Origin of the sequence: Labrenzia sp. CP4 (genome assembly GCF_001579905.1) — a bacterium.
GTDB lineage: Bacteria > Pseudomonadota > Alphaproteobacteria > Rhizobiales > Stappiaceae > Roseibium > Roseibium algicola.
This window is the reverse complement of sequence record NZ_CP011927.1, coordinates 896,644-920,445: the sequence shown is the minus strand read 5'-3', so window position 1 is coordinate 920,445 and position 23,802 is coordinate 896,644. Positions and strand designations below refer to the sequence as shown.

The following is a 23,802-nucleotide window of genomic DNA, read 5'->3' as shown; positions in this document are numbered from 1 at the left end:
TGAAAGGCGAAGTTTTTCGGCCTGCACGTGCCCCCCGTCGGGTCTTGTCGGCAAGGACTGCCATTCTCTTCTCGGATGAATGGTCAAACCTGCTTTTCGGGCTTACTCTCACCCCATGGAGGAGACACAACAGCTCAAGACGCAGCTCGATCTGATGCAGGCCGCGCTTGACCACATCAATCAGGGCTTTTCGGCCTTCGACGCCGATCTCAGACTTGTCGCGTGGAATCGAGGCCTTTGGGAAATGCTTGATTTTCCTCAGGAACTGGCTCGTCGTGGCACGCATCTGGAAGCGTTCCTGCGTGTCAACGCCGAGCGCGGCGAATATGGCCCCGGCGATATCGAAGGCAAGATCCAGCGCCGGCTGGAACGGGCCAAGCTGTTCGAACCGCATTATTTCGAACGCATCCGTCCAAATGGCCAGGTGATCGCCGTTTCAGGCACCCCACTGCCGAAGGGCGGGTTCGTCACAACCTATTCGGACGTCACCGAGGATCGTCGCCGGCAGGAAAAGCTGGAACGAACGGTGGAAGAGCGCACACGGGCACTGCAGCAGTCGGAAGACTGGCTCCGCCTGGTGACGGACAACATCCCTGCCCTGATTGCCTATCTGTCTCCCGGCCCCGTCTTCCGCTTCGCCAACCGCCGCTACGCCGACTGGTTCGGCCACTCGGTTGCCTCGATCGCGGGACGGCCGGCACCGGAAGTGGTTGGCGAGGAGCTGTTCAAGGAGCTGGAGCCTCATATCAACCGCTCCTTTGAAGGCAATGCCGTCAGCTACGAATATCAGCGCAATCGTTCGGACGGCAGTACCGCCTACATGCGCTCGACCCTCATTCCGGACATGACCAAGGACGGCAGGACCCTGGGCATTTTTGTGCTGTCGCTCGACGCCACGGACCAGAAGCAGGCGGAAGCAGCGCTTGTGCAGTCCCAGCGCATGGATGCCGTCGGCAAACTTACCGGCGGGCTCGCCCACGACTTCAACAACCTGCTTGCGATCCTGATGGGCAATCTTCTGTCTCTCGGGCGTATGGAAACGCCGCTCGACCGGGAAACCCTCGACAGCAAGCTGTCACCGATGCTCGAAGCGACCAAGCGCGGCTCGGATCTGATCCAGCGCCTGCTTGCCTTCAGCCGTGGCAAGGCGATCGATCCCCAGAATGTGTCGCTTGCCAAGGTCATCGCCAGTGCCGGCCGGTTGCTGGAAGGTTCCCTGCCGCCTTCGGTAGACGTGACGATTACCGCTCAGGACAAGGAAATCGGCGCCTGCATCGACCCGACGCAGATGGAAACAGCGCTGATCAACCTGGCCTTCAACGCACGCGATGCGATGCCGGAAGGCGGCACGCTGACCATCACTTTGGATGCATGCGAGTTGGACACCCGAGAAGCCGAAGACCTGGGCATTCCATCCGGCAGGTTTGCGCGTATTACCGTAGGCGACACTGGCGGCGGCATGGATCCGGACACGCAACTGCGTGTCTTCGAACCCTTTTTCACCACCAAGAACTTCGGCACGGGCAGCGGGCTCGGCCTGTCCATGGTCTATGGTTTCATTCGCCAGTCAGGCGGCGCGATCCACATCTCCAGTGCCCTGGGTGTCGGCACCTATCTGACCCTTTATCTGCCCTATAAGCGTATCACGCCAACCACTGGCCGGGACGCGGACGAGGGCGAAACGCTCCCCTTGAAACCGGGTCAGGGTGAACTTCTGCTTCTGGTGGAGGATGACCCGGACGTTGCCAACACGGTGACGGACCAGTTGCAGAACCTCGGATACGCGGTGCTGAGAGCCGAAAACGCGGAAGACGCCCGGAGCCTGGCGCTTGACCTTCCCGAATTGCGAGGAATGTTGAGTGACATCATCATGCCGGGGCAGATCAATGGTCTGGCGCTCGCGCGCGAGATCCAGCAGAAGCGTCAAGATCTGGGCATTGCACTGATGTCCGGTTACGCCGACTGGTCCGACCTTGCAGGACAGGAATGCGCCTGCGAATTTCCGGTCTTGGCGAAACCCTTCGCAGATGCTCAACTTGCAGACACCCTGCAAAAGATTCTCAGCCCCACACCAGATCCGGCCTGAAGGTTATGCAAAGAGTATTGCGATTGACCCATCAGTTCTGGTCCCGAGCCCCTTTCCAACTTGCCGGTCTCAGTTGCCAGGCTTTTCCGCTCAAACGATCCCACAGACGGATCGAAATCAGTAACCCTTGATCTAGGACACAGGAACGCGCCTTGCAGACACGCTCCCTCCAGGCAACCAAACGCACGGTTTTCATCGTCGACGACGAACCGGAAATCGGCAACTTGCTGCTGGATGCCCTTCTCCAGTTCGAGATGGAAGGCAAGGTCTTTTCCACGGCCTCACAGATGCTGATCGCACTCGGCCTGGAAACACCGGATGCCTGCATCGTCGATCTCGGCCTGCCTGATATGGAGGGCATGGCACTCATCAACGAGATCAGACGCCGGTCATCAGTGCCGATCATCGTTCTGTCGGCGCGCGGACATTCCACCGACCGTGTCATGGGGCTGGAACTTGGCGCGGATGATTACGTGGTCAAACCGTTTGACCCGCGCGAAGTGGTTGCGCGCATCCGCTCCATTCTGCGTCGCTCGTCCGACCAGGCACCGGTGAAGGCCAGCATCGACTGCGCCCGGTTCGAAGGCTGGACCTACCAGCCCGCCTCCCATTGCCTGACCTCTCCGGAAGGCGAGGAAACTTTTCTGTCCACCGGAGAGGCCACGTTGCTGGAAGCTCTGCTGAGAGCCCCGAAGCGCGTGCTGTCGCGAGACTACCTGCTTGAACATGGCGGCCGTGACGAGAGCCTCGACAGGTCCATCGACGTGCGTATTTCGCGCATCCGCAAGAAGCTCAACCGCAAGAACGAGCCCGCCCACATTCGCACCATCTACGGTTCCGGCTACATGCTGGCCTGTGATGTGAAGTGGTCATGAGCAACTCCGCACAGGAACTCCGAAAACTCGACGAAGGGCTCTGGACGCTCGATACCACCTTTACCAGGCTCGGCTGCAAGGGCAGCCTTCGCATGACCGTTCTGGAAACCGCTGCCGGACTGGTGCTCCACTCTCCGGTGGCACTGGACAAGGATGTCAGGAACGCCCTCCGCAGCCTTGGCGAGATCGCGGTGCTCTTTGCGCCGAACCTGTTCCATCACATGTATTTGCACGCCGCACAGGACCATTTTCCCAATGCCCGTGTACTTGTTCCCAAAGGGCTTGAACGGAAGATCGGCAAGATCGCGAACTCGGAAATTGTCACTGACAAAACAGTCGTGGCTGATGGAGAAATCGAGCATGCAACACTGAGCGGGCACGACTTGAACGAAACGGTTCTCTTTCACCGGCGTTCGGGCACACTGGTAACGGCTGACCTGCTCTATAACTACCAACCGGAACACAATTTCACCGAAAAACTGTTCTTCAGGGCAATCGGTTGCTACGGCGCGCCGGGCGTGGCCTTCTATCACCGCTACGCGATCCGCGACAAATCCGGCATCGTCCCCTTTCAGGAAGCCGTTGGCAGCTGGCCCGTGAAACGGATCGTCATGTGTCATGGCCGAATTGTTGAAGCGCCCGAAGCCGCCGGTATTTTCATGTCCGCCTGGCAGCGCTTCGCCTGACTTCCGCAAGGCCAATCAGACAATAAAAAAGGGCTGTCCACCGGGACAGCCCTTTTTGCATCTTGGAAAGCTTCTGAAGATCAGAAGCTCAGGGAAATATCCCGATGCCCGGACAGACATCCGGCAACATCCAGAGCCATATCCGTTGGCAAACGGTTCTGGGCTCTCACACCGATATTGGCTGCCACGGTGTCATCGAAGGTTTCCAGCTGCGGCAGGATTTCCTCGGCCCCTTTGCGGCGCCAGGCAAGATCCGCATCCAGAGCGGCAATCGACTTGTCGATTTCAGCAACAGCTTCTTCTGCGTTCGGCTGACGGCTGCGCATGATCTTGCGGGCTTCGTTCAGGCCATCACGGATATCGCTCGTGCCTTCCGCATCTCCAACCCGTGAACGCATAGCCGAAATCGCTTCTTCGGCCGCTTCCGGCTCAAGCGTCGGCACTTCGGCCTTCAGGGCTTCGAGTTCCGGTTTGAAGCTTGCAACAAGATCAGCACCGTTGAGGATCGCCTTCAGCTCCGCGATCGGCTCGTAAGCCTGATCGACAGTCCGACGATAGGTCATCCTGGCCACATCCTCTGCCTTCTGGATCTTGGCGAAGGTTGTGTAGGTATCCTGCCAATCGGACGGGATCTGAGCCATCAGGGCTTCATGCCGGGCTTTCAGCTCGTCGATGCGAGCCTGCGCACGTTCACCTTGTGCAGCCGTGTAGATGCCGGTTTCTCCCGACCGGTCAACGATGACCTGAAGGTCGGCGATCCGGTCATCAAGACGGCGGGCATCGCGTTCGATGGCACGAACCTGTGTGTGCACCGGCTTGTAGGCCCCTGCCGCTGCTGCTACTTCAGCTTCAGCCTGATGGATCGCTTCCATCTGCGGCATGGCTTCCTTCGCCTTTTCCAGACCGTCCATGACATCATCGCGCAGATCTTCCGGCAGATAGCTCATGTCGATGGATTCGACCGACTGGATTGCCGACAGGATCTTGTCGCCGTTCTGCTGGAAGTCCTCGTAGATGAGGGTCTCCATGCAGTACTGCAGACGCGGGTTCTTTGGCGGAGGAGCTGTCTCGGACAGCAGCGACGAGCGGTTCGGCAGATAGTTCACAAGCTGCGGATAGAGCCCGACGATGCCGAGTGCCAGCAACTGCAGGCAGATGAACGCAACCACGCCCTTGTACATGTCCAGCGTCTTGACCACGGCCGGTGCAACGCCGCGCAGATAGAACAGCGCGAAGCCGAAGGGCGGTGTCAGGAACGAGGTCTGGATGTTGAGACCGATCATCACGCCAAGCCACACGGCGGTGACGTTTGCTTCAGGATCGGCAAGCAGGATCGGTGCAACGATCGGCACCACCACGACGGCGATCTCGATGAAATCGAGGAAGAAGCCGAGGATGAAGATCACGAGCATCACGATCAGGAACTGAGCCCAGAACCCGCCCGGCAGGCCTTGCAGGAAGTTCTTGACCAGCTCTTCCCCGCCGAAGGCACGGAAGGCAGAAGTCAGCATGGCAGCGCCGAGAAGAATGATGAACACAAGCGCGGTGGTCTTGGCGGTTTCCACCATCACTCCGCGCATGGTGTCTTCGAACTTCAGCGTACGCCAACCGGACCAAAGGACCGCGATCAGCAGCAGCGAAACAGCGATGATAGCCAGCACCAGGGCGAGAACATCGTCGCTGGTCTGGATCAGCTTGATGTTGACCGAGCCGAAGAAACTGACAACCACGGCCAGCCCCAGCAAGGCCAGAATAGCCAGGATCGCCGGGCTGTAGGCTCCGCGCTTGCCGTCACGAAGGCGATAACCGGCCATGACCATCGCACCGACGGCACCGATGGCGCCAGCCTGGTTAACGGTAGCGACACCGGCGATGATCGAACCAAGCACCAGGAAGATCAGGGCCAGCGGCGGCACCAGGGTCAGGACCACCTTGCCTGCGAACGCACGCGTGAAGGTGCCTTCTTCATGGACTGCCGGTGCCGACTTCGGATTCAACAGCGCGAAACCCAGAATGAACAGCATGTAGAGGCCAACCAGGACAAGACCCGGCAGGAAGGCACCCAGGAACATTTCGCCGGCACTGGTCGACACGACGGAGTAGTCCGACGGCATCGACAGCTCGCCGGTGCTCGCCTTGTAAAGTGTCTGGCGCAGCGAACCGGCCTGATCGACCGCGCTGGCAAGCTGGTCGGCCAGAATGATCAGAACGATCGACGGCGGAATGATCTGTCCCAGTGTCCCGGAAGCGGCAATCGTTCCCGTTGCCAGCGGCACCGAATACTTGTTGCGCAGCATGGCCGGCAGCGAGATCAGGCCCATGGCGACAACGGTTGCGCCGACGATGCCCGTGGTGGCTGCCAGAAGAGCCCCCACGAACACCACGGAGATACCGAGACCACCCGGCACCGGGCCGAACAGCCGTGCCATCGTCACCAGCAGGTCTTCAGCGATCTTGGATCGTTGAAGCATGATGCCCATGAAGACGAACAGCGGAATGGCTATGAGCGTATCTCGCTCGGCCTCCCAGTAGATGCCACGGAAGTTCGTCACCCCCGCGCTGAGCCACTGGCTTGGGCCACCGTGAGAGAAATACGCGCCGGGGTCGCCGGCAAACAGGTAGCCCGATCCGGCAGCGATGCCGATGGTCAGGATGGCCGATCCGGGGAGCGCGAAGGCGACGGGGAAACCCGACCCAAGCGCAATCGCCATCAGGACGACCAGGAGAAGAAGGAAGAAAAGTTCCATATCAAGCGGTCTCGTCAGGCTCTATTGAACAGTGTGGCTGTCATGATCCCGGCCACCCGGTTCGCCGCGAATATCGGCAACCGCGTCCAGGAAATAGGCCACGAACTGGATCATCATGGAAACGGCGAACACGCCCAGGAAACCCGCCATGAGATATTTCACGTAAAGACCGAAACCGGCCTGCGTGGTCTCATAGGTCAGGATCGGGCTGTTGATGATGTTCTGCTTGCCGCCCATGCCGATGACCAGGATGACGGTACAAAGGCTGATGCCGAGCACAACGGAACCGACCGCGTTGACGATGCCCTTGGCTCTCGAGGACAGGCCCGCATAGAAGATGTCGACCCGAACATGCCCTTCTTCAAGCAGCGTGTAGGCACTGGCGAACAGGAACAGCGCCGCGTACCAGAACCGCACGAGATCGGCGAGGAAGGCCTGCTCGTAGGAGAAGACGAAACGGCCGATCACGAATGAAAGCGCGATCAGCGGCATGTGCACATAAGGGCCCCGGAACTGCGATTTGCCGAGATCGTCGGCAAGCGCCTGCCCGACGACATCGGGCAGAAAGCCCTCGATGCGCAGGAACGAGATCGCGCTGTCGACCAACCCGACGATCAGCACCGCGAAGAAGCAGGCCCTGATGAGATAGGCGTTGATGTTGGTGATCCGGACGCTGTCTTCACGCAGCGTGTTTCCGTTCGTCCGCACATAGCCGAAGGCCAACAGGACAAACGCCGCATAGAGCGCCAATTGCAACCAGGACCAGAGAATCGGCATGGATCCATTGGCCGCGCCGCCGAAGATGGGCGCAATGCCTGGTAGGTCTTGCCAATAGGTCAGGTAGTTGTTGAGCAGAAACGCCGTCATGATCGCCAATACGATCCAGCCGCACAGGCGGAAGAAGCGGGCGCTCTCCGGCGAGGCTTTACCACCGGAATTCATAACAGGCGAGCCGTCTTGAACATTGTCCAAGGCCGTCATCGTGGCTGTGCCTTTTTATCTTTGTCTAAGAAGAAGGGACGGGATTTCTCCCGCCCCTTTTATTTGCTCAACCGATTACTTCGGAATGCCGAGGTAACGGTTACGCTTGTTGCTGTAGGCAATGTCGGCGATCGCCATGTAGCTGCCGATTTCCTGACGTGCGTTGATGACGCTCTCGAAGATCTTCTTGGACAGCGGGGAATGATCCATCGCTTCTTCCAGAACTTCCTGAGCGGCTTCACCGAAGCTGTCGTAGATCTCGTCAGAGAATTCACGCAGCTCAACGCCGTGCTCGTTGATCAGGCGGGTCAGGTACTTACCGTTGTTGGCGTTGGTTTCAGCCATCGTGTTGGAGTTTTCTTCCGCACACGCTGCAACGATGATCTGCTGATCGACCTTGTCGAGGCCATCCCAGAATGCCTTGTTCATGCCCAGAGCAAGCATGGCGCCCGGCTCGTGCATGCCCGGGTAGTAGTAGTACTTGGCAGCTTCATAGAACTTCATGAAGTAGTCGTTGAACGGACCAACCCACTCGGTCGCATCGATCGCGCCGGAAACAAGGTTTTCGTAGATCTGGCCACCCGGCAGGGAAACCGGAGACGCGCCGAGTTTCGCCATGACGTCGCCGCCCTGACCCGGAATACGCATCTTCAGACCCTTCAGGTCGTCAGCGGTTTCGATTTCCTTGTTGAACCAGCCGCCCATCTGGACACCGGTGTTGCCCATGGCGAAGTTCTTCAGGCCGAATTCACCAGCCAGCTCATCCCACAGTTCCTGGCCGCCGCCGTACTTGATCCAGGCGTCCATTTCAGCCTGGGTCAGACCGAACGGCACGGCAGTGAATGCTGCCCAGCCCGGATGCTTGCCTTTCCAGTAGTAATCGGCGCCGATATAGGCCTGCGCGTTACCGGAAGCGACTTCGTCGAAGGAGTCAAAGGCACCAACGCGTTCGCCAGCGGCGAAATACTGAACGTTGAGGCGGCCTGCGGTCAGCTCTGCAATACGGGCTGCGAGGCGCTGTGCCGGAATACCGAGACCCGGAAAGTCGCGCGGCCATGTGGACACGATGACCATTTCCTTGGTGCCCTGCGCAATTGCCGGAGCAGCCAGCAAGGATCCAGCGGCAACACCGCCGGCACCAATACCAGCCTTTTTGATAAACGAACGACGATCCATTAGTTTCCTCCCTAATCGGACCCGATTTCGGACCGGGTACACACTTGCACCGATCTCGAGGTATGTCTAGTTGACCGAGTGTCTGAAGCGCTATTCGTGGTTCTGCGCAGCTTCTCAGTAATACTACCGAGAACCACGCAAGAGAGATAATCGTTTGCCGCATGTTCGCGCAACAAGAGAGCAAAATTCGTGACCTTCAAGACCAAATTGCTGCTCATCACGATCCTGCCATTGATCGCCGTCTCCGTACTCATCGGTGCGGCCACGTACTATCAGTCTCGGGAACTGATCAACACGCAGACCCAGGCAGTGGAACAGCGCATCCTGTCCTCCAAGCGCCAGGAAATCCGGAACTACGTCAGTCTTGCTCTCACCTCGATCGAGCAGATCTACAAGGAAGAACCGGGAGGTCGCGAAGCGGCGCAGGAAAAGGTCAAGATGATCCTGCAGCATCTGACCTTCGACTACGACGGCTATTTCTTCGTTTACACGCTCGACGGCACCAACCTCGTCCATCCCAAGCTGCCGCACCTGGTGGGGGGAAACTGGTGGCAGCTCCAGGATGACAACGGCGACTACGTCATCCGCAACCTGATCGAGGCGGCCCAGAACGGCGGCGGCTTCCACCAGTATGTCTGGCACAAGCCCTCGACAGGCACGGTCGAGGAAAAGCTCGGCTACGCAATCCTGCTCGACAAGTGGGGCTGGATGCTTGGCACCGGCCTTTACACCGATGACATCGCCCGCGAGGTCACCGCGATCCGCACCGACTTTGCCCGCTCCATCCGCCAGACACTGTTCGTCACCTTCATGATCACGCTTGCGGCCATCGTCATTGCGGGTTTCCTCATCGCCGGTGTGCGTTTCTCCGAACAGCGCTTTGCGGACACCAAGCTGAAGGAACTGACCAACAGGATCTTCCAGGTGCAGGAACAGGAGCGCAAACGCGTTTCCACCGAACTGCATGACAGTATTTCCCAACTTCTGGTGTCCGTGCGCTATGGCGTTGAAATGATCCATAGCGAGGCCAACCGGGATCCGGATCTTCAGGTGCAGGCAGCCAAATGCCTCAAGACACTGGATGGAACCATTGCCGAGGTCCGGCGGATATCGCGAGATCTCAGACCCAGTGTCCTTGATGACATGGGCCTTGCGGCGGCGCTCGGCAGTCTCGGCAAGGAGTTCCAGAACCAGTCGGGCATCACCGTCAACGTTCAGGCGGAGCAATGCCACGCCCGCTTGTCGGAAGGTGCCAAGACCGCCCTCTACCGTGTGGTTCAGGAATGCATGACCAATGTAGCGCGCCATTCCCACGCCAGCGAGGTCGCGATTTCCCTCAAGGTCGGCATGCAGCAGCTTGTGCTCTCGGTGGAAGACAACGGTGTCGGCCTCCCCCGCCCGCTGCCGAAATCCGGCGGCCTCGGCTTCCGCAACATGCGCGAGCGGATCGAGACCTACGGCGGCCGGTTAACCCTGAGCAGACGAGCTTCCGGCGGAACCCGTATTAAAGTCCAGATGCCGCTCGACAATGCGGCGGCAAAAGCGGCATGATGCAAAGATGACAGTGCATTCACCTTCACCCCGGTCATTTACCAGGCCCATCCGCGTTCTTCTGGCAGACGACCATGAGCTGGTTCGGGACGGTATCCGGGCCCGGCTGCAAAAGGTGGCCGACCTGGAAGTGGTCGGTGAAGCGACAAACGGCCGCGATGCCCTGACTCTCGCCCGTGACCTGCGTCCAGACGTTCTCCTGATGGATGTCTCCATGCCGGTCATGAACGGGCTGGAAGCGGCGACACAGATGCGCAAGACGCTGCCTGAAATCGCGGTGCTGATCCTGTCGGTCTACGACAACCCGGAGTATGTGCGCGGCGTCGTCCAGGCAGGTGCCCGCGGCTACATCCTGAAGGATATCTCCGCAGCCGAGATGATTACTGCGATCACCAGTGTTGCCAATGGCGGGTACTATTTCTCCTCCGCGGTCGGCCCGACGCTGGTTGGTGCCGGCACATCCGCACCGGTGGAAGACCCATACGGGCTGACCGATCGGGAGCGCCAGGTGCTGACAGCCATTGCCAAAGGCCAGCCCAACAAGGAAGTCGCCAAGGAACTGGGCATCAGCGTACGCACTGTCGAATCCCACCGCCTGAACTTGCGGGAAAAGGTCGGCAACAAGAATGCCGCTCAGCTCTACAAGGTCGCGCAGGATCTGGGATTGCTGGACTGATCCGGCTCGGCTAAATCTGTTTGGGTCCACACCCTGGCCAAACACTTCCGGAGACATGGATCTCCCATCTGACAGGCATGAAATGACCAAACCACTCGTCCTGGTAACCGCCGATGTGAAAACCATCGAGGGCTACAACTGGCACGCCGCGACCTCAACCTATCTGCAGGCCGTGCTGAAAGGCTCCGATGCCATCCCGATGATCCTGCCGTCCCTGGGGGCGGATCTGGATCTGGATGCGGCTCTGGAGCAGGTCGACGGCGTTTTGGCGACCGGCTCCCGGTCCAACGTCAATCCGGAACTTTATGGCGAAGTGCCGACGGAAGAGAACGGTCCATACGATCCGTCCCGCGATTCCACGACACTGCCGCTGCTCAAGCGCGCCGTCGAACGCGGCATTCCCGTCTTTGCCATCTGCCGCGGCATGCAGGAATTGAATGTTGCCCTTGGCGGTACGCTGCTGACCGAGATCCAGTCCCTTGAAGGTCGCGCCGATCACCGCGCGCCGACATCAGAACGGCAGGACGAACGTTTCCGGATTGCCCATCCGGTGGAAGTCGCCGAAGGCAGCTGTCTTGCGGCCGTTGTCGGCAACGAGCCTTTCGAGGTGAATTCGCTCCACCGCCAGGCTGTCGGCAGGCTGGGCAATGGCATGATCACGGAAGCGGAAGCCGAAGACGGGACCATCGAAGCGGCCTCCGTCAAGGATAGTGCCGGCTACGTCCTCGCGACACAGTGGCACCCGGAATACTGGGTGTCGACGGACGGCCCGTCGAAGAAGCTGTTTGCCGCTTTCGGTGATGCCGTCCGGGCCTATCGCGTCAAACGCCTGGGTTTGTAATCAACCCCAGCCGAGCGTTGCGATCAGCAGCGTGAGCCCCAGCAGGAAGACGATGGCTGCCCCGACGATTTCAATCGTCCGGTGAACCTTCACCGCCATCGGACTGCCTTCGCCGAAAAGCCGCACGGCAAGTTCCTTGGCCCCGACTGCCATGCCTGCAAGCAGCGAGACGGTTATGCCGGTGCCAACCGCCATCGCCAGGGTGGAAGCGATGCCGGCTGCGATCATGCCTTGCGAAAGAGCAAAGACCAGCACCACCAGCGCACCGGTACAGGGCCGAAGACCAACTGCAAAAATGATCGACACGGCCCGGGCAAGGGTGATCTTGCCCTGAAGCATGTCCGGCGTCGGGGCATGGGCATGACCGCATGTGGTGCACACGCCATCTGCACCGATCTCGTGATGGTCATGGTGGTGATGACCGTGACCATGATGATGGTGGCCATCGTGACTGTGGCCATGACCGTGATGACCGGCCGCCGAAGCGCCCGCGAGCGCGAGTTGCGAGCCTGACAGACGGGACGCCACATTCATGGCCAGCGGACGAAGGGCTTTCTGCCACAACAGCCAGCCGCCCAGACCGGTGATCAGCACATAGGATCCGATCTCGAACCACCGCGCCGTATCCTGTATCGCGATGCTGGTGAGATTGAAAACGACGGCCAGACCGCCAACCAGCAGGATCGCGGTCACCGCCTGTGCGAACGCCGAGGCAAAGGAGAGATAAATACCCTTGCGAAGGGTCTCGTTGTTGGCAACCACATAGGACGTGATGATGGCCTTACCATGCCCAGGCCCTGCGGCATGGAAGATGCCATACGCGAAGGAAAGCCCCATCAGCAGCCAGGCCGCATGCGGATTGTTGCGAAAGGCCCTGAGACTGGCGACCAGCGCCTGGTAGAATTCCTTCTGCTTGACTGCAATTGTCCCGAAAACCGTATCGAGGAAACCCGCCTTCGGCGCGGCAACCGCTTCTTCTGAAGCCTTCGCCGTATCGAGTGCAGCCGTAATTGCGGCGGCAGCATCGGCGGGCGAGCTGGCAGCAGTGTCCGTGGACGTTGTTTCGGGCGTTGCGGCTTCCGAAGTTCCGGAAGAGGAGCTCGCGGCGGCTATTGCATCACCACAGGCAACCAGCATCTGATTGACCTGCGAGGCGGCAGCGGACTGAAGCTCGGGCGGCAGGTCACGCTGGTCTGCACCGATCTGTGCAAGCGCATAGGCTTCGGCATCATCCAGCGGCGGCGGTTCCTTGCGGCTCACACGGCAAGTGCCCGGTGCGTTTTCCGTTCCCAGCGCATCGTCCCCCGCACCAAAGCGGAAATCGACGTAATAGGTCGGATCGTAAACGTCGAGCGTGATCAGGCTCTCGGTATCGCTGGGTTGTTTGAACGGCAACGTGAAATGCAGTTCCAGCAGGTTCACATCCTCCGGCATGGAGCCGCCATTCATGCGGACATCTTCCTCCATGGCCTCGAAGTCCTCGGGCTTCATCACCCAGTAGTCCTTGAGGGGAACCTTGACCACTTCCAGCCAGTAATCCGTCGGGTCATCGAAATCGAATTCGACCCGGCTGTTGTCACCGAACGTGAAATAGCCGTAATCGGCCATGCTCTCCACGTTGACCTTCGCCAGTTCACTCAGCTCTTCACGGGAATAGTGACCGTCGCCATCCTTGTCGAAACCCTGGATGGCGAAAGCGGAAAACGCATCATCGAAACGAAACACGTGCTGAAGCGCAATCGCCTGTCCGGCATCGTCGAAAACCAGCTTGCTTCGTGCCTCGACAAAGACATGCGGGTGCGCACTGGCTCCGGCAAGAGCAGCCAACAGAAAACCCAGACCCAACAGGAAACGGCGAGAGGCCGCAGGAAGAACCTTGGCTCGAAAGGTGGAAAGCAAGCGCAACGGGATCACCCACTGATCAGATGTAATATGTTTACATGACACGCAGTGCGTTGTTTGACCAGAGAAGACGGCAGGAAGATGACCGCGACAATTTCGCGGCGCAAAACGCCCAAGAAACAATTTTCGCACTTGGCAATCAAATAAGGAATGTTTCAACTCATTCGACGATCAAAATTAGGAGAAAAAAGACAATATTCCCGGGATGCAGCCTAAAATATTCACAACAATAACCACTGCACCGAGCCAGCCATGAACGCCTTGCATAAATCAGTTCACCACAGTGCCGTTTTCGATCATCCGGAGATGGGCGATCACGAAGACATCGTTTTCGTCCAGGACAAGGCCACCGGCCTGAAGGCAATCATCGCCGTCCACGACACCACGCTCGGCCCGGCACTTGGCGGCTGCCGCGTCTGGCCTTACGAGAACCCGGCGGATGCGCTGACGGATGCTCTGCGCCTGTCCCGCGGCATGACGTACAAGAACTCTCTGGCAGGCCTTGATCTCGGCGGCGGCAAGGCCGTCATCATTGCCGACCCCCGCAAGGACAAGTCCGAAGCCCTGATGGAGGCGTTCGGTCGCCATGTGGAGCGCCTGTCCGGCACCTACATCACCGCAGAAGACGTCGGCGTGTCGCCAGACGATATGGAAGCCGTTGCCCGCCAGACCGCCCATGTGCGCGGCACCAAGGCAACCGGCCTCGGCGACCCGTCGCCCTATACGGCTCTCGGTGTCTTCGAAGGTATCAAGGCGTCCGCAAAATTTGTCTATGGCAGCAGCGACCTTTCCGGAAAGACTGTCTCCGTGCAGGGGCTGGGCCACGTGGGACATGACGTTGCCCGCCAGCTTTACGAAGCCGGTGCAAGGCTCATTGTTTCCGACATTCATGCACCGGCTGTACTGCGTGCCATCGATGCGTTCGGAGCCACAGCGGTTGATCCGGCCGAAGCTCATATGGTGGAGGCGGATATCTTCGTTCCCTGCGCGCTCGGGGCAGGCCTCAATGCTCGCACCGTTCCGCAAATCCAGGCGAAGATCGTTGCAGGGGCCGCCAACAACCAGCTGCAGACGCCGGCGGACGGCGAGGCCTTGAAGAAACGCGGCATCCTCTACGCTCCCGACTACGCGATCAATGCCGGCGGCGTGATCTCCATTGCCCTGGCAACAGCGGACAGCGGCGACAAGCTGGTGCGTGAAAAGACGATCGCCATCGGCGAAACGCTGGCAACGATTTTCGAGCGGGCCGCCCGCGAAAGCAGCACCCCGGAACGCGTGGCCGACACAATGGCGGAAGAGCGTCTGGCAAAAGCGAAGTCTGCCTGATTAAAACTTTCACGAAAGACGGAAACGGCGGCCTTGAGCCGCCGTTTTTTGCTTTGCCTGTTTCCGGTTTCCGAGCCTGCATACGGTCGGCAGAAGAAAGCACTGCAACAGTGCGCCTGATTTAATGCTCAGGTCAGGAAAACTGGCTTTCGTTGGCTGCCTTGAACATCTGCCTCACGAGGTTCTTCGCGTCCTCAACGGCTCTTTCCCCCATTTCCGCATAACAGGCGGTGACGCCTTCATGCAGGAGGTAAAGACGCGAGGCGAAGCTTTCCTGCCCGCTCAATTCGCCGAAGAAACGCAGAAGCTCGCCTTTGTGGCGCTTGACCATCGCCGCTATTTCGGTGCTGCCGGGATTTGCTGCAAGCGCCTGGCGAAACAGGCACTCCTTGCCCGCCGTCATGCGCATCCAGCCTCCCAGCTTGTCAAAAAGCTGAACGGCGGCCTCAAGCCCGGGCAACGTCACACCTTCGCGAACATAGGAGAGATAGCGCCGATGCCGGTATTCAAGGGCGCCCAGCACCATCGCCTCGCGCGAGGGAAAATGACGGTAAAGCGTGCGCATGCTGACACCTGCACCGGCCCTGAGCTCGGGAACGCTCGGTTCGGCGAACCCCCGGCTCCAGAAAACCTCTTCCAGGCGAGCGGCAATATGTTCCTGCGCGTTTTCCATGAGTAAACCTTGGGATTTATACATCGGCTTTTCAAGGAAAACCTTCACCGAAACTTATTGTAAGTAATTTCCCTTAAATAACCTTAGATAGAAATTTCCAGATTACAGTTACACAAACAAGAAAAACGAACCGGAGAATAAACTCCGGAAATGTATTCTCAAAGGAATGAGAAATAGCTGAACCAGCTAAAAAAAATCAGCAGTCATTTTGACCTGACGAATACCACTCGACCAGAAAATCAACAAAGGCGCGCACCTTGGCACTCAGGTGCCGGCGATGCGGATAAACTGCATGAATACCGCGCATCGGCTCTTCAAAGTCCTCCAGCAGCGTGACCAGTTTGCCGTCGCGAATATCTTTGGACACAAAAAACAGGGGAGTTCGAAGAAAACCGAGGTTGCATAACGCCGCTTCGCGCGCCGCGGCAGCGCTGTTGACTTCCAGCGGGCCCTTCACAGCCACCGACGAACGTTCTCCATTCGTGTAGAAGGCCCAGTTCTGCTTGTAGCGGTAGTTCGTATCGATGATGCAAGGCCGTGTGGAAAGATCGGCGGGCACATTCGGCGCCCCATAGGTCTCGATCGTTTCAGGCGTGGCACACACCACGGTGCGAAAGGGAGCAATCTTGCGGGCGATCAGGCTGGAATCTTCCAGCTGGGTGACCCGGACCGCAAGATCGAAACCCTCTTCCACGAGATCGACGAAGCGGTCTTCCAGCCTGAGGTCCAGATTGATTTCCGGATACTTCACCAGAAAATGCATCATGGCTTGATTCAGCAGGTCGTCGCCCATCGAACGGGGAGCCGAAACACGCAAACGCCCACGGACTTCCTGGTGCGAGGACTGAACCGAGGCTTGCAGATCATCGATTCGCTGCAGGATTTCGGCGGCTTCCTTGTAATAGGCTTCGCCGACTTCGGTGAGCGACACCTGACGGGTGGTCCGGTTCAACAGGCGCACACCAAGTTCGTCTTCCAGCTCGCCGACATATTTCGAGACCAGCGCCTTGGACCGCCCCATTTCACGGGCCGCTGCGGAAAATCCGTTTGAATCGACAACTTGAATGAAGCAGCGCATCCGCGTGATTGCGTCCATCCGGCATCCTTCCCGTTGGGGCCATTCCAGAAACCCTGCTTATCGTATTTTCCGGCGGCCGGTCAAAGGCTTCGCCAAAGGCCGGCCTTGCGGGGCGTTTAGGGACGGGCAGGTCTGGTGCGGCGTCCAAGGCGCGCGGCGCCGATCAGCAGGCGCATCACAAGAAGCCCGCCAAGCGCACCGACACCTGCACTGGCAAAGCCGGCCGGCGTTACCGGAACGGCCGGTTCGTAGTCTTCGGCCGTTGCCTGCGCCAGGCTCGGGTCGAAGCCGCGCGCAAAGATGATCATGCGATCCAGCGGCCCGGCCGTTTCAAGCTCTTCCCGCTGCAGTTTCAGCCTGCTCAAGCGGATTTCGGCGTTCAGCATGCTGTCGCCCCGCGCTCTGATAAAGGGATCTTCCGAAGATTTCTGACGCGCTATGGCTTCTGCCGACGTCAGCCCGTAACGCGCGGCGTCACGATTGAAATCGGCCAGAATTTCCTCCAGAGCGTCGATGGCCCCACCAAGTCGCTGGCGATATTGCTGCGTGAACTCCGGCAACTGGGACGTCGCGGTTCCACTCAGCAACATGAAAATCAGCATCATGATACGTGCCATCGCGTGTCAGGATCTCCCCTTCCAGGTTACGGACCGTCAGTCCTGCAGACTGATGATCCCGGCTTCCGCGGTTTCCGTTCCGAAGACCAGCCGAACTCCATCGGCATCCCAAGCCATTGTAGACACCGGCCCCAGGCCCGGGCGCCGCAGCAGTACCTCGGCATTGTCTTCGAACCGGCACATCAGGATCATGCCGTCCTGATAGCCGACAGCAACGACATCCTCCTTCGGGTGGCAGGCAACGGCGCTGACCAGGTTGTCCCCCCTTGTGCCCAACTGCAGCGGTGTCTGCCCCATCGGCCCGGTTTTGCCGAAGAACGGCCAGAGGATCGCGGCATTGGCACCGGAGGTCGCCAGATATCGCCCCTTGACCGACCAGCTGAACGACTTGACCTTGGCCGGGTAGCCGGTCATGCGCATGTCCTGGCTGTCCGACAGGCGCCAGCCGTGCAATGCGTTTTCCTGCATGGCGGTAACAACATACTTGCCGTCAGGCGAAAAGCTCACGCCCAGATGCGCGCCATTCCAGCTGAGCTCGACCGGTGCGCCGTCCGTGCCGGCCCACCAGAGCGTCGCTCCGTCGTAGCGCCCGACCGCCAGCCGCATGCCCTTGGGCGCGAAGGCAAGACCGCCGACGGCCCGTTCATGCGCGAATTCCTTTTCGCGCCCGTCCGCGAACCGCACCCAGGCGGTGCGGCCGCTGGCAAAGGCAAGCGCACCGGACGGTCCGACAGCGATCAGGTCGATCCACTTGCGCGGCCGTTCAGCAACGCATTCGCTCGATCCGTCCACCGCACTCAGGAAGATGCAGCCGTCGTCACCCGATGTGATCAGCCCCTTGCCGTCGATTGTCGGCTCGGCAGCCAGAAGCCCGGCCTTGTGCGGCTTCAGTTTCGTTTCACCCTGCCCGGACAGGACGATGTCGCCTTCTCCGGACGCAAAAAAGGCCGTGTCTTTCAGATAGCCGGCGCGGACGACGAAGCCGTCCACCTCCACGGGAGCAACTGTCGGCAAGTCTCTTCTTCCTTATTGCGCGGCGCAGGCCTGGAAACTGTCTCTCAGGACATCCCAGTTGAGATCGCGTCCGATGAAGACCAGGCGGCTTTCTCGCGGCTCATCCTCTTTCCAGTCGCGCTGATGATCGCCTTCCACGATCATGTGCACCCCCTGGATGACATAGCGCTGCGGATCCCCCTTGAAGGCAATGATGCCCTTCAGGCGCAGAATGTTTGGGCCTTGAACCTGCGTGACCTGGTTGATCCAGGGAAAGAACATGTTGGGATCAAGGTCGCCTGCCTTCAGGGAAATGCTCTTGACCGAATGGGGATCCTCATGGTGGTGATGATGGTGATGCCCATGTCCATGTCCATGATCGTGTCCATGGTCATGATGATGGTCGTGGCCGTGATGGTGGTGGTCATGGTCGCAGTCCGGACCGCATTCGTCGGCGTGATGACCATGCTCGAGGAAATGCGGATCGAGCGACAGGATCCTGTCGAGATCGAACGCCCCCCGATCCAGCACCTTGGCGATCTCGATGCCGCAACGCTCGCTCCGGTGGAGCACGGCATACGGATTGATCGAACGGATACGCGCCTCGACAGTGGCAAGCTCTTCGCCCGAGACGAGATCGGTCTTGTTGATCAGGATGACGTCGGCAAAGGCGATCTGGTCTTCGGCCTCTTCGGTGTCTTCCAGACGCTGCAGCACGTGGCGGGCATCGACAACGGCCACAACCGCGTCGAGTTTCGCGGCGGCACGCACATCGTCGTCCATGAAGAAAGTCTGTGCGACCGGAGCCGGATCGGCAACGCCGGTGGTTTCGACGATGATCGCGTCAAAGGCATTCTTGCGCTTCATCAGGTTCTGCACAGTGCGGATCAGGTCACCGCGCACGGTGCAGCAGATGCAGCCGTTGTTCATTTCGAAGATTTCTTCGTCGGATTCCACGAGCAGATCGTTATCGATACCGACTTCGCCGAACTCGTTGACGATGACCGCATAACGCTGACCGTGGTTTTCGGTCAGGATCCGGTTGAGAAGTGTGGTCTTGCCGGCGCCCAGATACCCCGTCAACACTGTAACGGGGATCTGTGCCTGGCTGTCCTGGGTCGCAGTCATTGCGCGCTTTCCTGGCAGAAGATAAAGGGTCGCCCGCCGGTCGGCGGGCCGCTTGGGCGCGAATATAAGCATTTCACCGCCGTATTGGGAGGGCGGTACGGAAATTTCCCTTTTCCCGGCATACCTGTGGACACTCGCCCGAACGCTTTGACCGTTCTTCAGCCTTTTCAAATCCTTGTCCACCGCATTAACGTCGGCTCGAGGAAGCGCGCAAAGGCATGGAGACCAAAATGCTGCACACGATTGGCGGATTTGACCGGATTGGCGAGGAAAACGCATTCGCCGTGCTGGCGCGGGCAACGGACCTTGCCGCACAAGGCCGCGACATCATCAACCTGGGCATCGGTCAGCCGGACTTCAAAACGCCGGATCACATCGTTGAAGCGGCCATCAAGGCCCTGCGCGACGGTCAGCACGGTTACACGCCCGCAACCGGCATTGCCCCGTTGCGCGAAGCAGTCTCCGCCGACCTTCTGAAACGTCACGGAGTGGAGACTGACCCGGGCAACGTTCTGATCGTTCCCGGTGGCAAGGTCACCATGTTCATGGCCATCTTGATGTTCGGCGAACCGGGAAGTGAAATTCTCTATCCCGATCCGGGCTTCCCGATCTACCGCTCGATGATCGAGTTCACTGGCGCCCGGCCCGTGCCGGTTCCGATCCGCGAGGAAAACGACTTTGCCTTTTCTGCCGAAGAGACGCTGTCGCTGATCACCGACAAGACCCGTCTGCTGATCCTGAATTCGCCGGCCAACCCCACCGGCGGCGTCACCCCCCGCGATGAAATAGAAAAGCTCGTCGCCGGCCTGGAACGCTTCCCTGATGTAGCCGTCATGTCCGACGAAATCTATTCGCAGATGACCTATGACGGCATGGAGCACGTCTCCCTGCTGGGGTTCCCGTCGCTGCGCGACAGGCTCATCCTGCTCGACGGCTGGTCGAAGACCTATGCCATGACCGGCTGGCGGATGGGTTTTTCCCTCTGGCCTGAAGGCCTGATCGACAAGGCGCGCAAGCTCGCGGTCAACGCGTGGTCCTGTGTCAACGCCCCCGCCCAGTTCGGCGCTCTTGCAGCCCTTACCGGACCGCAAACCGCAGTGGCGGACATGGTTCGGGAATTCGACGGCCGGCGAAAGGTGACCGTTGACGGCCTGAACGCCATCGAGGGCATTTCCTGCCGCGTTCCGCTTGGTGCCTTTTATGCCTTTCCGAATATCAAGCAGACCGGCTGGAAGGCCAAGGCACTTGCATCCGCCCTCTTGGAAGAAACCGGCGTTGCGACCATCGGCGGCCCCGACTTTGGTGTATTGGGCGAAGGCTACATCAGATTGTCTTACGCGAATTCCACAGACAACATACGCGATGCCCTGGGACGGATAGAAAAATTCCTGAACGAAAACCGCAAGAACTGAGCACTTGGCATAAATACTGATCGCTAGACCTGACCAAGGTTAACATGCGTATTTTCTTCAAGGAGTCTTCCGTTACGTATCCCTTTTATTAAACTTTTATTGTCTTGAATGACACCGCGGCCCGCACAAAGGTCGGACAATGGGGACGGAAATGACCAAGAACATCACTTTGGATCTTGAACAGACGTTCGGCGATTTGAACGAATGTGTCCTCGTGACCAACCCCGAACGCACCATCGTTTTCGTAAACAAGGCTATGTCCAAACTGCTGAAGGTGGATCGCGAAAAGGTCGTCGGCACGACAACGAAACGGTTCTTCGCCGATCCGAACCAGTTTGCCCAGATGGCGGAACTCTACCAATCGCCAACGGATCACCGGAACCGCAAGGCCTATTCAATAGATCTGGCGCTCGAAGACGGGTCGACCGTATCCGTCGAGGTTGTCAGCGCACCGCTGTTCGATACAGATCACACATTGACCGGCATCCTGTTTATCGCGCGGGATCAGGCGGAACGAAAGGCGCTGGAAAGCAAACTGAGCGACATCGCCTTGACGCTTGAAGATGCTCTGGACGCGATTTCGGAAGGCTTCGCACTCTACGACAAGGATGACCGGCTGGTTATCTGCAACGACAATTATCGCGAGATCTATGCCCATTCGGCACCGGCCATGTTCCCCGGCAATCGTTTCGAGGACATCCTGCGGTTCGGCCTAAACCGCAAGCAATACGAGACGGGCGGCAAGACGGACGACGAATGGTTGGCGGAGCGCCTCGATCGGCATCAGGCCGGCGATGGCTCGATCCTGGAGCAAAACCTCAGTGACGGCCGCTGGCTGCGCATTTCGGAAACCCGCACCCGCGCCGGCGGCATCGCCGGCATCCGGTTCGACATCACGGAACTCAAACACGCTCAGGCCAAGGCGGAAAACGCTTACAAGAACCTTTCGCTCATGGCCGACAACATTGTCGCCAGCGTCACCGAGGTCGATCTGGAGGGCAGATGCGTCTTCATCAACAAGACCGCGTGTGACTGGTTCAACGAAAAACCGGAAACTCTCATCGGCACCCGGCTTCGTGACCGCTTGCCCTGGAAGGAACGCGAAGCCGTTCGCACGATCTTCGAGGAAGCGATGAGCGGTGAGAAGGTTTCATCGGAAGTCAGCTTCCATTTTCCCGACGGCATTTTGCGCGAATGCCTGATGAGCTGTAACCCGCGCTTCGGCGATGATGGTGCCGTTGAAGCTATCGTGGTTCTGATATCCGATATAACCGACCGGAAGAAAACGGAACGTACGTTGGCCGAACTTTATGCCATCACCTCGACCCGCGAGCTCGGCCACGAAGACAAGATTGCCGAAATCCTGCGTCTGGGGACCGAACATTTCGAGGTTCCCTTCGGCATTATCAGTCACGTGATTGACGACCACTACACGATCACGCACGCCCAGAGCCCGGAAGGAGAACTCGTTCCGGGCACTTCGTTCCCGTTGCAGGACACCTATTGTCTGTTGACGCTGAAGTCCGAAGAGCCGATCGCGACCGCAAATGCCGCGAGCTCGGAGTTCGCCAGGCATCCCTGCCACGAGATCTTCAAGTTGGAGACGTACATCGGCGCCCCGATTCTCGTGGATGGTGAAGTTCATGGGACAATCAACTTCACCGCCCCGGACGTGCGCAAAAGGGCATTTTCCCCGTCGGATCTTCAGATCGTGCGTCAGTTCGCGGACTGGGTCGGACATGAGATCGCCCGCCAGCGCGATCACCAGGCCCTGATGAACGCCAAGATCAACCTGGAGCGGGTCGCCAGCATCGACGACCTGACCCAGATCCTGAACCGCCGCGCTTTCCTGGAACGGGCCAATACAGAAGTGCAACGCTTCCGCCGCACCAAACGCCCCTTCACGGCTGTGATGATGGACATCGACAAGTTCAAGCAGATCAACGATCTGTACGGCCATGCCACCGGCGACGAGGTTTTGAAAAAATTTTCCGATACCGTCAGCAGCGCCCTGCGTGCTGTCGACATCTTCGGCCGGGTCGGCGGCGAAGAGTTCTGCATGATCCTCCACAACGCCGAAATCGAAGATGCCATGCTGGTGTGTGAACGCCTGCGGGTGAAGATTATCGAGGAATGCCAGCTCGACATCGTCAAACAGACCGTCACCTGCAGCATGGGCCTTGCCACCGTCGCCCGCGAAGATCTGGAGTTTTCGACCCTCATGCAAAAGGCCGACACGGCGCTTTATGAGGCAAAGGCGACGGGCCGCAACAAATGCGTTGCCCACAAGAGTTCGTATCCGGAACACGCTCCGGCCCTCTGACCGGCCCAGACCGTCTGGCCTGCTCGCGGCCACGTTCGACACGCGATGCCGTAGCGTTTTCCCGGCTTCCCGCGCAAAATTGCGCGCTAATTCGAACCCAACGCGCCAATATGTCGCATCGGGACGTATTCTTGCCGTTCTTTTGACGCCGCCCTCCGTATATGCAACAGTAGTGTAATCGTAGCGGAGCGGGACAAGACGACATTACACTAGAATGCAATACTGAAGCGGACCCTCCGCGCAAGGACCTCTACGGCTTGAATCTTGTATATTCTTGCCTGAACAGATCTTGGAGGGACATTTGTTCACAAAAATACTAGTTCCGATTGACCTCAGTCATGCGGATAAACTTGAAAAAGCCATCGCAACGGGTGCTTATATAGCAAAAACCAATAGTATTCCCGTGGTATTTGCGGCGGTAACTTCAAACACCCCAAGCGCCCTTGCCCACACTCCGGACGAGTTTCGGGAAAAGCTGGCTGCCTACGCTGCAGCAGAAGGGCAGAAACACGGGATCACCGCTTCCGGTCATGCCGTTTTCTCTCACGATCCGGCTGTCGACCTGGAAAACGCGATTCTGAAGGCTGTTCACGATACCGGCGCGGATCTCGTGGTCATGGCAACGCACATCCCGCACGTACCGGATCACTTCTGGCCGTCGAACGGTGGTCGCGTCGCGAGCCATGCAGATGTTTCCGTCTTCCTCGTGAGATAACCCGTTTCCCGAACAA

General features: G+C 58.9%; 19 protein-coding genes. 10 read left to right on the top strand and 9 right to left on the bottom strand.

Annotated features, from left to right (window positions below; translation table 11 throughout):
* Window positions 1-115 precede the first annotated feature (115 nt).
* The 3 genes from ACP90_RS04340 to ACP90_RS04330 all read left to right on the top strand — a co-directional run bounded on the left by ACP90_RS04340 (window position 116) and on the right by ACP90_RS04330 (window position 3,647).
* On the top strand, window positions 116-2,086 hold the full coding sequence (locus ACP90_RS04340) for a PAS-domain containing protein (RefSeq protein ID WP_062486983.1): 1,971 nt from the start codon (window positions 116-118) through the stop codon (window positions 2,084-2,086).
* Between the two features lie 152 nt (window positions 2,087-2,238).
* Complete coding sequence (locus ACP90_RS04335; protein ID WP_062486981.1) at window positions 2,239-2,961, top strand: response regulator transcription factor; 723 nt, start codon at window positions 2,239-2,241, stop codon at window positions 2,959-2,961.
* Window positions 2,958-3,647, top strand: coding sequence for a hypothetical protein (locus ACP90_RS04330; RefSeq protein WP_062486979.1), 690 nt, complete (start codon window positions 2,958-2,960; stop codon window positions 3,645-3,647). The genes ACP90_RS04335 and ACP90_RS04330 overlap by 4 nt, the downstream gene beginning before the upstream one ends.
* An 80-nt stretch (window positions 3,648-3,727) precedes the next feature.
* Here the strand turns inward: ACP90_RS04330 and ACP90_RS04325 are convergent, their stop codons facing one another.
* The 3 genes from ACP90_RS04325 to ACP90_RS04315 all read right to left on the bottom strand — a co-directional run bounded on the left by ACP90_RS04325 (window position 3,728) and on the right by ACP90_RS04315 (window position 8,551).
* The gene (locus ACP90_RS04325; protein ID WP_023003615.1) at window positions 3,728-6,394 is read right to left on the bottom strand and encodes a TRAP transporter large permease subunit; all 2,667 of its coding nucleotides are present in this window, start codon (window positions 6,392-6,394) and stop codon (window positions 3,728-3,730) included.
* A 21-nt stretch (window positions 6,395-6,415) separates the two neighbouring features.
* Complete coding sequence (locus ACP90_RS04320) at window positions 6,416-7,375, bottom strand: TRAP transporter small permease subunit (protein ID WP_062486977.1); 960 nt, start codon at window positions 7,373-7,375, stop codon at window positions 6,416-6,418.
* Between the two features lie 75 nt (window positions 7,376-7,450).
* On the bottom strand, window positions 7,451-8,551 hold the full coding sequence (locus ACP90_RS04315; protein ID WP_023003619.1) for a TRAP transporter substrate-binding protein: 1,101 nt from the start codon (window positions 8,549-8,551) through the stop codon (window positions 7,451-7,453).
* Window positions 8,552-8,740: 189 nt separating this feature from the next.
* Here ACP90_RS04315 and ACP90_RS04310 point away from each other — a divergent pair, with 189 nt between their 5' ends.
* The 3 genes from ACP90_RS04310 to ACP90_RS04300 all read left to right on the top strand — a co-directional run bounded on the left by ACP90_RS04310 (window position 8,741) and on the right by ACP90_RS04300 (window position 11,619).
* The gene (locus ACP90_RS04310; protein ID WP_055661157.1) at window positions 8,741-10,102 is read left to right on the top strand and encodes a cache domain-containing protein; all 1,362 of its coding nucleotides are present in this window, start codon (window positions 8,741-8,743) and stop codon (window positions 10,100-10,102) included.
* A 7-nt stretch (window positions 10,103-10,109) separates the two neighbouring features.
* Window positions 10,110-10,778 carry a response regulator transcription factor gene (locus tag ACP90_RS04305; RefSeq protein WP_055661261.1) on the top strand — a complete coding sequence of 223 codons (669 nt, stop codon included), beginning with the start codon at window positions 10,110-10,112 and terminating at the stop codon, window positions 10,776-10,778.
* Between the two features lie 82 nt (window positions 10,779-10,860).
* Complete coding sequence (locus ACP90_RS04300; protein ID WP_062486975.1) at window positions 10,861-11,619, top strand: gamma-glutamyl-gamma-aminobutyrate hydrolase family protein; 759 nt, start codon at window positions 10,861-10,863, stop codon at window positions 11,617-11,619.
* Here the strand turns inward: ACP90_RS04300 and ACP90_RS04295 are convergent, their stop codons facing one another.
* Window positions 11,620-13,533, bottom strand: coding sequence for a DUF1007 family protein (locus tag ACP90_RS04295; RefSeq protein ID WP_286145736.1), 1,914 nt, complete (start codon window positions 13,531-13,533; stop codon window positions 11,620-11,622).
* 240 nt (window positions 13,534-13,773) lie between these two features.
* Here ACP90_RS04295 and ACP90_RS04290 point away from each other — a divergent pair, with 240 nt between their 5' ends.
* Window positions 13,774-14,847 (top strand): Glu/Leu/Phe/Val dehydrogenase dimerization domain-containing protein, encoded by a 1,074-nt coding sequence (locus ACP90_RS04290; protein ID WP_062486971.1) that lies wholly within the window; start codon window positions 13,774-13,776, stop codon window positions 14,845-14,847.
* A 133-nt stretch (window positions 14,848-14,980) separates the two neighbouring features.
* On the opposite strand, the gene ACP90_RS04285 is transcribed toward ACP90_RS04290, so the two are convergent.
* The 5 genes from ACP90_RS04285 to ACP90_RS04265 form a co-directional block, all read right to left on the bottom strand.
* Complete coding sequence (locus tag ACP90_RS04285; protein ID WP_062486969.1) at window positions 14,981-15,520, bottom strand: TetR/AcrR family transcriptional regulator; 540 nt, start codon at window positions 15,518-15,520, stop codon at window positions 14,981-14,983.
* 196 nt (window positions 15,521-15,716) lie between these two features.
* Window positions 15,717-16,616: a LysR family transcriptional regulator gene (locus ACP90_RS04280; RefSeq protein WP_062486966.1), complete on the bottom strand. Its 900-nt coding sequence runs from the start codon at window positions 16,614-16,616 to the stop codon at window positions 15,717-15,719.
* 98 nt (window positions 16,617-16,714) lie between these two features.
* Window positions 16,715-17,215, bottom strand: coding sequence for a DUF2937 family protein (locus ACP90_RS04275; protein ID WP_062486964.1), 501 nt, complete (start codon window positions 17,213-17,215; stop codon window positions 16,715-16,717).
* Window positions 17,216-17,251: 36 nt separating this feature from the next.
* Window positions 17,252-18,229: a WD40 repeat domain-containing protein gene (locus ACP90_RS04270; RefSeq protein WP_062486963.1), complete on the bottom strand. Its 978-nt coding sequence runs from the start codon at window positions 18,227-18,229 to the stop codon at window positions 17,252-17,254.
* 12 nt (window positions 18,230-18,241) lie between these two features.
* Window positions 18,242-19,336, bottom strand: coding sequence for a GTP-binding protein (locus ACP90_RS04265; protein ID WP_062491349.1), 1,095 nt, complete (start codon window positions 19,334-19,336; stop codon window positions 18,242-18,244).
* A 230-nt stretch (window positions 19,337-19,566) separates the two neighbouring features.
* On the opposite strand from ACP90_RS04265, the gene ACP90_RS04260 reads away from it, so the two are divergent.
* The 3 genes from ACP90_RS04260 (at window position 19,567) to ACP90_RS04250 (ending at window position 23,786) form a co-directional block, all read left to right on the top strand.
* On the top strand, window positions 19,567-20,748 hold the full coding sequence (locus tag ACP90_RS04260; RefSeq protein ID WP_062491347.1) for a pyridoxal phosphate-dependent aminotransferase: 1,182 nt from the start codon (window positions 19,567-19,569) through the stop codon (window positions 20,746-20,748).
* A gap of 151 nt (window positions 20,749-20,899) precedes the next feature.
* On the top strand, window positions 20,900-23,071 hold the full coding sequence (locus ACP90_RS04255) for a diguanylate cyclase (protein WP_062491345.1): 2,172 nt from the start codon (window positions 20,900-20,902) through the stop codon (window positions 23,069-23,071).
* A gap of 274 nt (window positions 23,072-23,345) precedes the next feature.
* Window positions 23,346-23,786, top strand: coding sequence for a universal stress protein (locus ACP90_RS04250; RefSeq protein ID WP_208993452.1), 441 nt, complete (start codon window positions 23,346-23,348; stop codon window positions 23,784-23,786).
* Window positions 23,787-23,802 lie beyond the last annotated feature (16 nt).